The 15769-nt window shown below is 43.3% G+C and carries 14 protein-coding genes; all 14 read left to right on the forward strand.

All coding sequences use genetic code 11. The annotated features are described in order from the left end of the window. Positions 1-72 precede the first annotated feature (72 nt). The 14 genes from H8B06_RS13800 to H8B06_RS13865 all read left to right on the forward strand — a co-directional run bounded on the left by H8B06_RS13800 (position 73) and on the right by H8B06_RS13865 (position 15723). Entirely contained in the window at positions 73-1032 is a 960-nt protein-coding gene (locus H8B06_RS13800; RefSeq protein WP_190994854.1) for a hypothetical protein, read from the forward strand. A 45-nt stretch (positions 1033-1077) separates the two neighbouring features. Further along, complete coding sequence (locus H8B06_RS13805) at positions 1078-1611, forward strand: OmpA family protein (protein ID WP_190994855.1); 534 nt, start codon at positions 1078-1080, stop codon at positions 1609-1611. Between the two features lie 117 nt (positions 1612-1728). Next, on the forward strand, positions 1729-3291 hold the full coding sequence (locus H8B06_RS13810; protein WP_190994856.1) for a tetratricopeptide repeat protein: 1563 nt from the start codon (positions 1729-1731) through the stop codon (positions 3289-3291). Between the two features lie 19 nt (positions 3292-3310). Further along, positions 3311-3775 (forward strand): hypothetical protein, encoded by a 465-nt coding sequence (locus H8B06_RS13815; protein ID WP_190994857.1) that lies wholly within the window; start codon positions 3311-3313, stop codon positions 3773-3775. A gap of 7 nt (positions 3776-3782) precedes the next feature. Further along, on the forward strand, positions 3783-6542 hold the full coding sequence (locus H8B06_RS13820) for a VWA domain-containing protein (protein ID WP_190994858.1): 2760 nt from the start codon (positions 3783-3785) through the stop codon (positions 6540-6542). Positions 6543-6914: 372 nt separating this feature from the next. Continuing rightward, the gene (locus H8B06_RS13825; RefSeq protein ID WP_190994859.1) at positions 6915-8396 is read left to right on the forward strand and encodes an OmpA family protein; all 1482 of its coding nucleotides are present in this window, start codon (positions 6915-6917) and stop codon (positions 8394-8396) included. A 368-nt stretch (positions 8397-8764) separates the two neighbouring features. Continuing rightward, on the forward strand, positions 8765-10660 hold the full coding sequence (locus H8B06_RS13830; RefSeq protein WP_190994860.1) for a WG repeat-containing protein: 1896 nt from the start codon (positions 8765-8767) through the stop codon (positions 10658-10660). Between the two features lie 156 nt (positions 10661-10816). Next, on the forward strand, positions 10817-11923 hold the full coding sequence (locus H8B06_RS13835) for a WG repeat-containing protein (RefSeq protein ID WP_190994861.1): 1107 nt from the start codon (positions 10817-10819) through the stop codon (positions 11921-11923). A gap of 19 nt (positions 11924-11942) precedes the next feature. Next, entirely contained in the window at positions 11943-12953 is a 1011-nt protein-coding gene (locus H8B06_RS13840) for a hypothetical protein (protein ID WP_190994862.1), read from the forward strand. Between the two features lie 149 nt (positions 12954-13102). After that, positions 13103-13321 (forward strand): hypothetical protein, encoded by a 219-nt coding sequence (locus tag H8B06_RS13845; protein WP_190994863.1) that lies wholly within the window; start codon positions 13103-13105, stop codon positions 13319-13321. A 126-nt stretch (positions 13322-13447) separates the two neighbouring features. After that, complete coding sequence (locus tag H8B06_RS13850) at positions 13448-14827, forward strand: hypothetical protein (RefSeq protein ID WP_190994864.1); 1380 nt, start codon at positions 13448-13450, stop codon at positions 14825-14827. 158 nt (positions 14828-14985) lie between these two features. Then, a complete protein-coding gene (locus H8B06_RS13855; RefSeq protein ID WP_190994865.1) occupies positions 14986-15210 on the forward strand; it encodes a hypothetical protein in 225 nt (74 codons plus the stop codon). Next, positions 15207-15437: an addiction module family protein gene (locus H8B06_RS13860; protein ID WP_190994866.1), complete on the forward strand. Its 231-nt coding sequence runs from the start codon at positions 15207-15209 to the stop codon at positions 15435-15437. The genes H8B06_RS13855 and H8B06_RS13860 overlap by 4 nt, the downstream gene beginning before the upstream one ends. Then, on the forward strand, positions 15427-15723 hold the full coding sequence (locus H8B06_RS13865) for a type II toxin-antitoxin system RelE/ParE family toxin (RefSeq protein ID WP_190994867.1): 297 nt from the start codon (positions 15427-15429) through the stop codon (positions 15721-15723). The genes H8B06_RS13860 and H8B06_RS13865 overlap by 11 nt, the downstream gene beginning before the upstream one ends. The last annotated feature ends 46 nt before the right edge of the window (positions 15724-15769 follow it).

The raw sequence follows: 15769 nt of genomic DNA on the forward strand, positions 1-15769 counted from the left end.
ACGAGGATGCAAAGAATAACAAACTATACAGGAAGTCTAAATACTAATATCTAAATACTAACGACTAGTAAGATGACCAAAGAACAAGCATACGAAAAACTCGAACTACCGGTAGGCACCAACCTGCAGGTGGTACGGCAGAAATTCAACCAGATGCACAACGAATTTCTGATGCAGATCGATGGGGTTTCTTTCAGCCCGGCCATGAAGCAACGGATGGAACAACAACTGGAGGAGTTGAAAGATGCATACACGCTATTGAACGAGAGCGAGAGCGTGAATGATATCATTTTCGTTAACCCCGCTCCTCCACCCCTTTCTCCATCCAGATACTCGTTGGAGGAACTTCTGGCATCCTTACCCAAAAACATACACGTCGCGAACGAGGCAGACCGTATTATTTTGATCATGAACCATAACAATTGGAAAGAAGGAAAGTCCACCCTCATCTATGGTCTTGTGGCGGCAGTTGTGGTAGGTTTCTTTCTGAACGGTTTTGTAAGTCTCTTAGCGGATGTTTTTCATGCCCCTCATGTCGAGATATCGCGCTCGACTATTTTAAAAATAATAGGATTCGCTTCTTTATCTTTTATCTTTTGCAATTTAATGTTCGCCCTACTGTTTTCTGGATTGACTAATATTATCGGAAAAACCATCTTTAGCATATCTTATGACTCCGTGAACATACAAAGTAAATTAATGGGATTTATGTTGCATGAAGCATCGGTGATTTGGACAGAAATCAAGCTAATTGAGAAGCAGGAAAAACCTCCCGGTATAAATTTCCACCTACAAAATGGAGAAATCATCGAAATGGATAGTCGGGCTCAAGACCGCGATTTATCGGAGTTAAAGGTTATACTAAAACAGTATAAATATAAGTATGAGTATGAAAAATGTATACCGACTACACCAGCATACACGAACACATCCAATAAGAAAGAAGGCAAGATGTTTTCCATCCAATTTATCTATCTGCTATCGGCAGTGCTGATTATCGGCACAGGAATATATGTTGCCATTCATCAATAAAAAATACGAACAAACCATATACACACGGACAACAACAATAAAGTTATGAAAAACACACGCTACTATTTTATCCTTCTGGTCTGCGGGATCTTTTTCTCTACCGGCACCACCATGGCAAAAAGCCACGCGACCATACCCTTTCTTCAGGACACCATCGACGCACCGATGGTCGTATACGTTCCGGATATAAAAGACATCCGCGAAGAGCTCCACGAGCTAGCAAAGGATGTCCGCTTCCAATACGACAGCTCCGTTCTACCTGCCCGATCGATAGCTATATTGGATAGAGTCAGACAGCTCATTTTGGAGCAGGGCGATGCCTATCAGTTTATCATCCGTGTGCACAGCCATGAGCCGGGACAATCGGCCGAACAGGCTCTTCGATATTCCGGTATGCGAGCAGATGCCCTACGCCGGTACCTGATCAATCAGGGCGTATCGTCCCAAGTACTGCTGACACAGGCTATGGGCAGCAGCAAGCGGAAATGTCCGGACGAAGACATGGAAACCGATGTAGATTGCTATCACAAGAACAACCGCATCGATATTTTGGTACAACCCGCAATGGAGGAGGAATAACAAACTATGATTAATGGTTGATTGTAAATGGTTAATGATCGTGAAAACAAAAAAACAACAAACTATACAGGCACTAATCACTGACAACTTACCACTGATCACTGACAACTGACTACTATGACAAAGGAACAAGCATACGAAAAACTCGAACTACCCATAGGCACCGACCTACAGGTGGTACGGCAGAAATTCAACCAGATGCACAATGAATTTCTGATGCAGATCGACGGGGTTTCTTTCAATCCCGCCATGAAGCAAAAGAAAGAGCAACAACTGGAGGAGCTGAAGGAGGCATACACACTATTAAACCAGAGTGAAGGCATGGATGATTCAGCTTCCCTACCGCGTACGGAAAGAACCTTTGAGCAAGGCAGCGATAGGGCGACAGAAAGTGCATCGGCAGCACAGCCCGCACCCTCCCTAAAGGAGGCACTTGCTCTCTTTGGGCTCACCGCACTGCAGGATACGGAGGAGATACAACAAACAATCCAACAACGCCTCGACCAGCTCACCCAACAGTACCAGACCATCGATATCCCCGTAGCTAAAGAAGCCTACAAAAAGGAAATCGACAAGGCCAACGAAGCCAAGCAGGTTATCGACAAATGGATCGCCGAACGCCAGGCCTCCGAAAAACAAGCCGAGCAAGCGCAGCAACGACAAGCTCCTCCAACCACACCGCCACTACCTGCAAAGAAAAGTAAGGCTTGGGTATATGTATTGCCTGTACTGTTGGTGGTGGGAGCGATGGCATATTTTGTGAGCCAACAATCCGGCAAAACCACCCCCGAACCTCAGCCCCAAACAGATATAACAGCGGCTAAAGACTCTACAGCGTGGAAAACTGCTATTGCTGTTCATATGCAAAACGCTTACCAACACTATTTATCTGAATTTCCCGAAGGGATTTTTGCGCAGGCGGCCAAGGATTCCATAGCACAGCTACAAGGAACGATAGCTAATGATACGCAGATAGCTACAGCACCACCCACCCAAGACAACAAAACCACCCAACAGCTTGCAGCACAGCAGGAACGTATCAAGCAGTTGGAGCAAGAAGCTGCAAGAAAAAAGGAAGCGGAAAGTAAACCTACCACCACCGATATAAACTCACTGGTTAAGCAAGCAAAAACTCTGTTTGATAATAAAAACTATACAGAAGCCGCTAAACTACATCGACCGGCTGCTGACCAAGGGAATGCAGAAGCACAAAATCAGTTAGGATACATGTATCTTCACGGCAAGGGGGTAACCAAGAGCGATGTCGAAGCCGTTAAATTGTTTCAAAAGGCTGCCGAGCAAGGAAACTCCGACGCATATACGAATTTGGGGTACTGCTACGCCAATGGTCGTGGCGTAGGGAGAGATAACGCTGAAGCGGTTAAATGGTATCGAAAAGCAGTTAACCTAGGAGATGCTACTGCGATAAATAATTTAGGTTATATGTATAAGCACGGGTTAGGTGTTCCAAAAGACGTGGCAGAGGCGCTCAAATTGTATTTACAAGCCGCCAATCAAGGTGATAAATTTGGACAGTATAATTTAGGATTTAGCTATGAGAAAGGAGATATCGTGGAAAAAGATATAGACGAAGCTATCAAGTGGTACAAAAAAGCCGCTAAGCAAGGAGATCAAGATGCTATCAACAAATTGAAAAACTTAGGAATCACAGAATATTAACCATTAAAAAAAGACGATTATGAAAAGGTTTTTAACAAACATCGTAATTCTATGGGCAGTGGTTTTGCTGCCCACGGGGGTGTGGGGGCAGGAGGGGAAAACCCCTAATAAATCAGGCGGTACTGCTCAAACCACTGAAACGAGTAAAAAAGACAGTCTCACAACAAAGTTAGATGCCGTACAAATCGCTGCCGTACGTTGGGATGCACGGGTTGCCAATCAGAAAGGCAAAGCAAGCAAAGTGAAATTGCAATTAGATACCAGTGCGGTATATTTTGGCACGAATGAAAAAATGCCTTGGCGCTTAATCAATGAGGTCTATCATAAAAAAGGACTGGTTTACGTGATTGGCAGAAGCAAAGATGATGATATAGAAAATTATCAGCGACTTGCCATTAAGCTGGTAGATGCCAAAGCGTCTGAAAATCGGCAATTTGCCAAACTGATGAATGAGTATGCAGCAGAAGTGAAAAAACCAAAATAAATACGCCATGAAAAAGTTATATCCCATACTGTTCGTTGCTTGTTTTTTGGTTGCACTTTCTGCTCAAGCACAGACGTCTGATGTCATCAAGTTTTATATTGCCTATGACCAGTCCGGCAGTATCGGAAATCATGACCATACCGCCAATCTGAAAAATATGGTAAATCGTTTGTTGAACATCAATCCAAACGCTAAAAACCTGACCTCTGATGTTGTTTTCGAGTTTTATGGCTACGGCAGTGCGCTGGACACACTGACATTCAATCCAACAAAAGATAATAATAATAAGCTGAACGATTTTCTTAACAAAACCAAAGGCAGCAGAAGCCAGCAGTTTACCTATATGCACACCGCATTGGATAGCATACGGGAGAAAATTTCCAAAGAATCATCCAATCAAACAGCAGGCGTATTTGTCTTTACAGACGGTCTGTTGAAGGCCGGAGATATTGATACTGTTACAGTACCTCAAACATTCGATACAGCAGATACAAGGACAGTGACCATTGATAATGTAGCAGACTATGACAATTATCTTACCCGCCTGATCCAGGCTATTCAAGTACGAACTGGCAATAACTTGTACGTGGTGCAAACTTCGATCGAATATGACAACGACATCTCTCAATTAAAGGAGCTTCGTGGTCCTAAAATGGTGGATGAAAATTTTGCGAGTTCCAGTCATTTTTTCTGGATAAAATCCAATGAAAATAGTTTTGAAACCGAAGCGGTGCAGTCGGCGTTCGATAAATTTGTTCAGAATGCCACTGTATCTATGCTGTCTGCGGTTATGCCGGACAAACTAAATGAGCGTGTAGAAGTCGCTTTGATGATTCAGCAGATGAAAAGTATGTATAGCTTAACGGATGTTTTGAAAGAGGATGGTAAAGAACCTAAAAATATCATTGAATATCTTAGCGAGGTAAAAAATGGTAAAGATTCCTTAAATGAAGAGGTAATCAATGACCTAATAGCTGTATTTAAAATTTTAGCAAAGGAAAAAGTAACATCTAACGACTCTCAAGAAATAAGAGAACTCGTTGATAAGTTACAAAAGCATAGCGAGCAGCTGGTAGAAATCTCCGCAAAAATACAAGCAAAAGCCATATCAGATACAGAAGAACAAAACAAAACAATATCGGTTACCAACTTTTCAAATACGTTTTTAAACAAAGCTTTTACAAGTCCTAACCACATTTCGCTAACGGAAACCACCAAGCAACAGGCGACACTAAACTTAGAGGAAGATTTGATTTTAGGCTTTACCGACTATATCATTGACCGCGCCAAACAAGAAGCCGTATATGCCTTTTTTGAAAATATGCACGAACATATTTTCGCAGATATAGATTGCGATGACGAAGCCGAAAATTACTTTTGTTTTTTCAAAGATGTATTATTTGCGGAAGTCGGCGGATTGATGGACGATCGGCATGATTTTCCCGATATGGCGATGCTCAAAGCGGCTTTTCAAAAAGACCTGAAACGCATGCCTACTTCCTTGCAGCATTATTTTGGCGAGGAAAGTACCAAAGCAGCATCCGAAGGCATTTATACCCTTATTTCGTTTATGTACCTCTTTGATGAACTGATGGAAACCGGAAGTTTAGAAACCGCTTTCAGCAAATTAAATAATTGGATAGGTCAGGACAAAAGACGGTTCTTCAATATTGACAGAGAGGAGGACAAATTCAGTATCCAACAAGCGCTCTCGTTTACCACACAACTTATCAGCCATTTGCAAAAGCACGATTTAGCTTCGGTCTATCACGATGCAGAAGCCTTAGAAACACTGTCTACACTTTTGATTCACTTCTCGATTGAAAAAGATCTGGTCGGTGAGATCAATATGCAAAAAGCAACCGATAATGTTAAAAAAGTATACCGGAGTTATCGTCTGGCCGAACAGCAGATAGACAAACTTCAAAAATTGATGAACACCCCGCCACAATCCGATTATCAGGGCTATCGGGTGTATCAGCGAGAGCTTTTCAATGATGTGATTCATCAAGTCTCGGAACTACTGCTCGTCGGAGACGAAATTTTGTACAACCTCAAACTAACCCAAGTAGCAGAAGACGAAAGTATGTCATCGTATAACTACAAGATGCAAATCAATAAACTAACCCGAACTGCCCAAAATAGTGTGGATACTTGGTTTATGCTGAAAGAAGGGGCTTATGTACAAGCCATGCTTTTTATCGCACCCGAATTGATGAAAATAATGCAAAGCCACGAAGATTATTTTGATGACCGAACCATCAATATGGCCAACAACCTCCTGTATATCGCTGGTGAAGTGTCCGTAGCCCAAAACTCCTCTGATGTGAAAGCCATCATCGCCAACTACGCCATGCCCGTCGCCAGCTACAAGACCAAGCGAAATACTTCCCAGTCATGGATGCTAACCACTTATGCCGGAGTTGGGGGAGTTTGGTATCCATCGGGCGGAGGGAAAAATTTTATCCCAGTTATCCTTGCACCTACAGGCTTTGAATATACTTGGAGTGTCCGTGGAAAAAAATCACTGTCAGCAATGGTAAGCATTATTGATATTGGTAATATCATACAATACCGTCTGTCTGATAGTGCAGCAGATTCTACTAAAATAAACTTCAATCGGATTTTTTCTCCGGGAGTCCATCTGAGTTATGGAATTTCCAGCAAACTCCCATTGGCTTTAACTGCCGGTTATCAATTCAATCCACAAAGAGTTTCGGTTGGTGTGTGTTTAGATTTACCGTTGATTACATTATGGAAAAAATAGTTACAGCCTTGATGCAGAAACCGCTTCCGTAAAGAAAGGCGAATACTGGGGATATATTGATAAGAGAGGCAGTGTCTGTATGCCGTTTGTGTATAACGAGCCGGTGTTTTTCAGTGAAGGAAGAGTGAGAGTGGGGGAATTGTCGATGGTTAATTGTTAATGGTTAATATAGGGTCGATTGCGTCGATCCTCTTAACCGCATCGGAAGGGAAAGGATTGAGAAACAAAAGAAAAAAGGCAAGGGATGCCCCTACAAAGAATAACAAATGATACAAAAACGAACCCCGAAGGGCTCAACGAAGTTAATAACAGAAAACAAAAAAACAACAAACTATACAGGCACTGATCACTGATTACTTACCACTGATTACTATGACGAAGGAACAAGCATACGAAAAACTCGAACTCCCCGTAGGCACGGATTTACAAGTGGTACGGCAAAAGTTCCAGCAGATGCACAACGAATTTCTGATGCAGATCGAGGGCGTTGCGTTCAATCCAGCCATGAAGCAACGGATGGAACAACAACTGGAGGAGTTGAAAGATGCATACACGCTATTGAACGAGAGCGAGAGCGTAAATGATATCATTTTCGTTACCCCCGGTCCTCCACCCCTTCCACCATCCAGATACTCGTTGGAGGAACTTCTGGCATCCTTACCCAAAAACATACACGTCGCGAACGAGGCAGACCGTATTATTTTGACCATGAACCATAACAATTGGGAAGAAGGAAAGTCCACCCTCATCTATGGTCTTGTGGCGGCAGTTGTGGTAGGTTTCTTTCTGAACGGTTTTGTAAGTCTCTTAGCGGATGTTTTTCATGCCCCTCATGTCGAGATATCGCGCTCGACTATTTTAAAAATATTAGGATTCGCTTCTTTAGCTTTTATCTTTTGCAATTTAATGTTCGCCCTACTGTTTTCTGGATTGACTAATATTATCGGAAAAACCATCTTTAGCATATCTTATGACTCCGTGAACATACAAAGTAAATTAATGGGATTTATGTTGCATGAAGCATCGGTGATTTGGACAGAAACCAAGCTAATTGAGAAGCAGGAAAAACCTCCCGGTATAAATTTCCACCTACAAAATGGAGAAATCATCGAAATGGAAAGTCGGGCTCAAGACCGTGATTTATCGGAGTTAAAGGTTATACTAAAACAGTATCAATATAAGTATGAGTATGAAAAATGTATACCGACTACACCAGCATACACCAATACATCCTATAAGAAAGAAGGCAAGATATTTTCCATCCAATTTATCTATCTGCTATCCGCAATGCTGATTATCGGCACAGGAGTATATGTTGCCATTCATCAATCAAAAATGCGAACAAACCATATACACACCGACAACAACAATAACGTTATGAAAAACACACGCTACTATTTTATCCTTCTGGTCTGCGGGATCTTTTTCTCTACCGGCACCACCATGGCAAAAAGCCACCCGACCATACCCTTTCTTCAGGACACCATCGATGCACCGATGGTCGTATACGTTCCGGATATCCAAGACATCCGCGAAGAGCTTCACGAGCTGGCAAAGGATGTCCGCTTCCAATACGACAGTTCCGTTCTGCCTACTCGATCGATAGCTATATTGGATAGAGTCAGACAGCTCATTTTGGAGCAGGGCGATGCCTATCAGTTTATCATCCGTGTGCACAGCCATGAGTCGGGACAATCGGCCGAACAGGCTGTTCGATATTCCGGTATGCGGGCAGATGCCTTACGCCGGTACCTGATCAATCAAGGGATATCGTCCCAAGTACTGTTGACGCAAGCTATGGGCAGCAGCAAGCGGAAATGTCCGGACGAAGACATGGAAACAGATGTAGATTGATATCACAAGAACAACCGCATCGATATTTTAGTACAACCCGCAATGGAGGAGGAATAACAAACTATGATTAATGGTTGATTGTGAATGGTTAATTGTTAATGATCGTGAAGACAAATGTAGGGGTCGATTGCATCGACCCTCTTAACCACATCGGAAGGGAAAGGATTGAGAAACGAACAGATCCCTGCCTACCGGCCAGGCAGGCTTCCTTTCGTCAGGATGACAAAAGAAAAAAGGCAAACGAGGATACATAGGATAGCAAATGATACAGAATCGAACCCCGAAGGGCTCAACGAAGTTAATAACAGAAAGCAAAAAAATAACAAACTATACAGGCACTGATCACTGATTACTTACCACTGACTACTATGACAAAGGAACAAGCATACGAAAAACTCGAACTACCGGTAGGCACCGACCTACAGGTGGTACGGCAGAAATTCAACCAGATGCACAACGAATTTCTGATGCAGATCGATGGGGTTTCTTTCAATCCGGCCATGAAGCAAAAAAAAGAGCAACAGCTTGAAGAGCTGAAGGAGGCATACACACTATTAAACGAGAGCGAGGGTATGGATGATTCGGCTTCCCTGCCGCGTACGGAACGAACCTTTGACCACGGTGAACCATCCACTCATGGACAAACCACAGAGGAGTTGTCGCTCGAAGATGCTTTTGCTCTTTTCAGATTGACCGAACAGCAGGATACAACGAAAGTCCAACAGGCTATACAAAGCCGGCTTGAAAAATTAAACCAACAATACGACACTATCGATATCGCTGTAGCTAAGGAAGCCATTCGTGTAGAAATAGAAAAGGCCGGAAAAGCAAAAGTAATCATAGATAACTGGCAAGAAAATCTCGCAAAAAAACAAGAACAGCAAAAAGAGCAAGCCTCACCGTCAAAGGCAGAAAGCCGTCAAGCTCTTACAAAAAGGAAATATTGGATGGTTATCTTAGCGGTCATGATTCTAGTAAGTCTGGGCTATGGTATTTGGAGATCCACTCATAAATCATCTATTGATTTGGAGGAGCAGCAAAAAATAGCGTTAACCTGGATCCCTACCCACCGTGTGTCGGAAGAAGGGAAAGATGGGGTATATGTGCGAAACAGGGAACTTACCAAAGAAGAACAGGGTCGAATCAATACCGATGCTAAACTCAATGCAGAAACCTATGTAAATATGCTCCATGAAAATGACAGTCTTATGGTCCTACAAGAAACGGAGTTGTCGTATGTGATTCAGCTCAAAGATAAGGAAGAATTAGTGTATTTGCCCAAAGACAGTAAGAGCTATATTTTCAAAATCGGTCAATCTACCGAGGCTGAACAGACCAAAGAAATAGATCAGGAAAATCCAACAGAAGCACAGCAGACCGATGTAGACTGGAGAAAAAGGTATCATGCCATTGAAGACTTTCACGAGGGTCGTGCGGTGGTTTTTTATAATCAAAAATATGGATATGTTGACTTAGATGGAAATGTTGTCATTCCATTGAAATATTGGACAGCTGATCCATTCAAAGATGGGCTTGCACGAGTAGGCATCAACCATAAATATGGGTTTTTAGATAAAAATGGTCGTACTGTTATACCTCTAAAATATGATATGGTACAAGAATTTAGGGAAGGACTTACTCTTGTAAAGCTGAATGAAAAAGTAGGGTTTTTAGATGAAATTGGAAAAGAGGTTGTCCCTTTAAGATATGATGACGCAAACAGTTTTTTTGGAGGAATTGCTCTTGTGAAATTAAATAAAAAATACGGATATGTAGACAAAACCGGAAAGGAAATTACGGCAATAAATTACGATTATGGAGGGATTAATTCTAATCTAGAAGGAGTGATTGTAGTAAAGAAAGATAAGAAGTATGGATATATAGGTATAACAGGAAATGAGGTCATTCCATTAAAATATGATTTCGCAAACCCTTTCGAGGAAGGATTGGCAAGCGTAAAATTGAATGGAAAACATGGATTTATAGATAAAACAGGGCAAGAGGTAATCCCTTTGAAATATGAATATACAAGTAGTTTTTCGCATGGACTTGCAGCTGTAAAGCTAAACAACAAATGGGGGTATGTAGACAAATTTGGGCGTGTTGTTATTGATTTTAAATATGATAAGGCTTATGATGCCGCAAATATTGCAAAACATGGCGGGATTAGTATGCATGTGGTAGTCAATGATAAAACGTTTTATATCAATAGTCAGGGTAAGTGTATCGAATGGTGTGAAAATGCACCTGAGGGTCACCCCTAAATGCTATTAACAATTTAAAAAGTTTAGGAATAACAAAGTATGATTAATGGTCAATAGTTAATGTAGGGGTCGATTGCATCGACGCTCTTAACCACATCGGAAGGGCCGCACGGATTAACAAACAATACAAAAGTCTAAATACTAGCGACTAGTAAAATGAAAACATACGGTTACATAAACACCAAAAATGAAATGATCATCCAATCCCGTTACCACGAGGCAGGAGCATTTTGCGAAGGCATGTCCGTCGTGGGCATTGACGGGAAATACGGGTTGATCGACCAGTGGGGAACAGAAGTCCTGCCCTTGCAATATGATGCTGTGCGCATGATGTCGGACGGGATAGCTGCCGTACAGCAGGGTGAAAAATGGGGGTTTGTCGATCGGCAAGGAAAAATCTTCATCAGTCCACAATTTGACAATGTCGGTGAGTTTGCCGAAGGTCTAGCAGCGGTTTGCGTCGATGAGAGCTGGGGTTTTGTAGATCGGTTTGGCACCTTACGCATCCCCTGCCACTACGACGACGCCTTTTCTTTCGAACAAGGTATGGCGATGGTCGCCAAAGACAAATGCTATGGTTTCATTGACAATGCCGGCTCAGAGGTCATTCCGATCCGGTATGAGAATATCCTTCCATTAAACGATGGACTCGCTCCTATATGCGTAGACGATCGCTGGGGCTGTATCGACAGTAGCGGCACAACCGTCATTAAACCTTGCTATGAAGACATCGGTCTACATCAACAAGGATTATTGACCGTCAAACAGGACAACAAGTGGGGATGCGTAGACATCTACGGCAAGACGGTCATTCCCTTCCAATACGAGGAAGCTATCCATTTTAAGGAAGGGTTGGCTCCCTTAGTACAGGAGGGCAAATATGGTTTTCTGCGCAGAAACGGAAATTGGGCAATAGCGCCTGTCTTCGATTATGCAGATCACTTTATAGCCGGATTGGCCCTCGTAGAACGTGACGGCAAATACGGCTTTATAGACCATACCGGCACCATGGTGATACCCTTGGACTACGACGACGGTTACAGCTTTGATGCAGAAACCGCTTCCGTAAAGAAAGGCGAATACTGGGGGTGTATTGATAAGAGAGGTAGTGTCTGTGTGCCGTTTGTGTATAACGAGCCGGTGTTTTTCAGTGAAGGAAGAGCGAGAGTGGGGGAATGGATTGGTAAAGGAACCCCGAAGGGCTCAACGAAGTTAATAACAGAAAGCAAAAAAATAACAAACGATACAAGCACTGACAACTGATTACTGATCACTGACTACTATGACGAAGGAACAAGCATACGAAAAACTCGAACTACCGGTAGGCACCGACCTGCAGGTGGTACGACGGAAATTCAACCAGATGTACAACGAATTTCTGATGCATATCGACGGAGTTTCCTTCAGTCCGACGATGAAGCAACGGATGGAACAACAGCTGGAGGATCTGAAAGTGGCATTCGCAATACTGAATGAAAGCAAGGGTGTGGACGATTCGGCATCGTTGCCATATACGGAAAAAACTTTTTTCCAAGAGGAAAGTTTCCAAAAAGCAGCTTATACAATCCCGCCACCACCGGTGCCGCCTATACCTTCGCAGATGCCGGAACAACAGTATATGGCGTATACGGAACGTCATGCTAGTCCGATCCGCGAGCCAAAATGGTGGTATGTCGTGATCACGATACCCATGCTGATCGCCTGTGCCCTGCTGATCGCTGAGCTAGCAACCGCAGGAGGGTATACACGCGGATTATTTGGTCAGGCATTCTGTTGGGTCATCGGAACCATTATCGGAAACAGTATCTTGCTCAACCACTTCTCCCCTACCTTGGTACCTCCATATTTAAGAGGTTCTTGGTTTCAGGGAATCCGCGGAGGCATCACTCTATTCACTATCCTCGCATTAACAGGCTATCTGGTGTATATGCTATACACGACCGGGGCCAACAGTACAAAAATATATGGTATACGGTGGAGCCATTACAAGGAGTACGCAGGCAGTGGCATCGTCATCTTACAGTTCGGATGGCTTCTATTTATGGGACTGATGTTCATTATCGGTCTGGCCAACCCCCGCACACTCTACTTCCAAGAGAGAGGCAGCATAGTCGGGGCCTTAGCAGCTTTGGTCGGCTATCAGATGATCTTGATCTTTTGCCTGTTCATGACAGTACCCTCCGATGAGCGGTTACGAAACATCTCGGACGGGTCGTATTACGGAAATCCGGATTGGTATAATGAAGAGCTACCAGATGAGGAATACGAGTATGAAACGGACAGCGTACAATAAAATAAAGCTATGGGCTTTAGGCAGTAGGCTATACTGCAATCTCACAAGTTGAAAACTTGCGAGAGCTGAGTACAATAAAAGGAAGATAAATTGTAGAGACACAGTGCCTGCGTCTCCGAATAACAAAGAAAACATTAAAAAGCAAAAACATGAGCAATCAACAAAAAACAAAAGAACGAGTGGTGCCGTATTTAACAATCGTCTGCGCAATCCTATTGCTGATCAATCTCTTTATTCTGTTTAGAAACCAAGCGCTGCTAGCAGAATGCACGGCTTTGCGCGATGAAGCCGAAGCATTACGGGATGAGGCAACTACCTTAAGAGATGAATCCGCAGCTCTACGAGATGAAACAATACAAGGGAATTAACCCATTACCAAATATGGAATACCATGAAGACAAAAAAGGACAATATAATGATTGATTGTTAATGGATACAGAGACTGATTACTGACAACTTACTACTGATAACTTACTACTTACTACTCAAAGAAAATGACAAAAGAACAAGCTCTCCAAAACCTTTCCCTGCCGGCAGATGCCGACATGGAAACCGTCCGTATGCGTTTTGCCGCTCGCTATACGCTGAGCGATGCACAATACGACCACACACTCACCGACGGTATGAAAGCTGTACACGAGCAGCACCTTCGGGAACTCGAGCAGGCCTATAAGGTCATTACCGACAACCCTGTTATTGACGATATGGGCGCCTTGCTCTCCTTGGGCAAAGGCTACGTAGAGGAAGACGGGGATACGATCCGTACGGACAGCGTCATCCCGTCTGATGAGGCATTGGCTTTCTTTGCGCTATACCCGCACGACAGCCCCGTACTTGCCGAACAGCGCTATACACAATATGTTTCGGAACTGGAGGTCGCCATAGAACAGGTAGGGCTAGAAGCGTCAAAAGAACCGTATAGAAAGGAGATTGCCCATGCAGAGGCCTGCCTGAATGTGGTCATCAATTACCTCTTGGCTAGCCAGATGCTGGCCTTCCAACAGGAAGAAGCTATAGAGGTCGCAGAACAGCAGGAATCTATCCCCGAACCGGAGTGGGACAAGATGGACAGACCGATTGATGCCGTACCTGCAGCGTCCAGGCCGTTCAACAAACGTATATATGGTCTGATAGCTATAGTAGCCATGATGTTGCTCGCTATAGGGGTCTGGATAGGCAAGCGTTCGGGCGCAGATAAAGACGATAAGCCCAATCCGGAGATGCAGGCTCTTACCGAAGCAGAAACCACCCGAGCTCATATGCCGAATACGCAAAGCAGCGCCGCCGCGCCTGAAGTAGCGAAACCATCGGTACCAGTTGCGCACGAGGTAGATGAAGCACGGCTGGACCAACAGCTGGATCCATCGCCAACGACTATCGTAGCATCACTATTAGAGCAATACATCTCGGGATATAAGGTCACCGTCTCCGATGGGCTGATACTATTGGAAGGAAATCAAACCTATCGGCTACCCATTCGGAATATCGATCATATAAACGATGAAGGAGCGTTCGTTAGCGTATTTGGCAGCTCGCTTTATGTCGATAATCAACCCAAAAGAACCAGCGAAGGCCTACAGCTTACCCGTGTATCCCGGGAAGACCGCGACCGTTTGCTGAAAGCAATCCGCAGGATAGCGCCTGCGCGCAAAGCCGCCGAAAAAACAATAGCTTCTCCTTCTACGAAACCCACAACGGAAACGGCAGATCCTGTATCTTCAACTGGGGAGCATACAGCGGGGCCTGCCAGCAGTAAGCCAACGACAGACAAAAACAATAGTACTCGGCAGGATAACACGGAGCAGAAAAAATCGCCCGACACGAAACCGACAGAAAAAACGACACCCTCCGAAAACGAAATAGCAAAAAGTTAAAGTACAGATATTGATCAATTTACCTAACCAAGAAACATAAAAAACATCTACATGATTATGGTTATGCTAACATTACTTGTTACAACATCCGGGATAATCTTAAACGAATACAATATGAACAAAGTGGCTATATTGATGGGCAGGGAGCCGTACGTGTTATGCATGTCATCGAAGCAAACAACCACTTCGAAAAGCTCACTAACAATATCCGCTTTGCTTACGACACCTCCGTATTGCCCTCGGAAAGCTATGCTGCGCTGGACAGCGTTATTTCTGTCATCAAAACATACGAACAAGAAGGTTTTCGTTACATTTTCCGTGGCGTTCCGAATTTAAACAAAAAACTTTTTGTATTTTTGATAGAAAGGAGGTATTCATTATGAGTACAATAGAACTAAAAAAACACATTAAAAATTATATTGATACCGCTGATGAGCGTATGTTGAGAATATTTAATGCTATTATTGAAAGCGAATCAGAAAACGACTTAGTTTTCAGAGATCATAAAGAAGAATTAGACCTCCGCTTACACCTGCACGAAGAAAATCCTACAGCAGGAAAAGAATGGTCGGCGGTAAAAGATTCGCTTCAGAAAAAATATGGCATATAAACTGGTCATAAAGTCTTTGGCCGAGAATGATATTCAACAGGCTATAGAATGGTATCTCGAAAACAGTCCGCCTTACGCTTCTGCCCTTTTAAAAAAGATTGACCAAACACTTCAACGAATAAAACAGAACCCTCAGCATTATCAGAAACGATATAAAAAGCTACAACTAGCATTGACCGACAAGTTTCCATATGGACTTTACTACACAACTGAGGGAGATACGGTTTATGTCCATGCCGTTTTACATACGAAACAAAATCCCGAACAGGGTGTAAAAAGAGTATAGCATTCGCAACCTTCCGAAGGAACCACCCCCTCTACATTAAAAATAC

It is taken from the genome of Sphingobacterium micropteri, assembly GCF_014692515.1.
Taxonomy (GTDB): domain Bacteria; phylum Bacteroidota; class Bacteroidia; order Sphingobacteriales; family Sphingobacteriaceae; genus Sphingobacterium; species Sphingobacterium micropteri.